1 protein-coding gene is annotated in these 203 nt (G+C 60.6%); it reads right to left on the bottom strand.

Annotation, left to right across the window (positions count from 1 at the left end; all coding sequences use genetic code 11):
* Positions 1 to 203 (bottom strand): GTP-binding protein (locus BN2475_RS36020; RefSeq protein WP_342744670.1); only part of this gene is annotated, 203 nt, incomplete at both ends.

Below are 203 nucleotides of genomic sequence, written 5' to 3'. Positions count from 1 at the left end.
TCGGCCAGGTTCATGATCGCCACTTCGCCCAGCTCGCCCTTGTCGCCTTCCAGCGCCAGCTTGGCCGAACCCTTGATGATCGGCGTGTCGTCGCCCGGGAAGTCGTACTTCGACAGAAGTTCGCGCACTTCCATCTCCACCAGCTCCAGCAGCTCGGCGTCATCCACCATGTCGCACTTGTTCAGGAACACGATGATGTACGG

This window comes from Paraburkholderia ribeironis, assembly GCF_900019265.1.
GTDB lineage: Bacteria > Pseudomonadota > Gammaproteobacteria > Burkholderiales > Burkholderiaceae > Paraburkholderia > Paraburkholderia ribeironis.
Note: the sequence above shows the minus strand (reverse complement) of the source record. Positions and strands in the feature narration are given on the sequence as shown.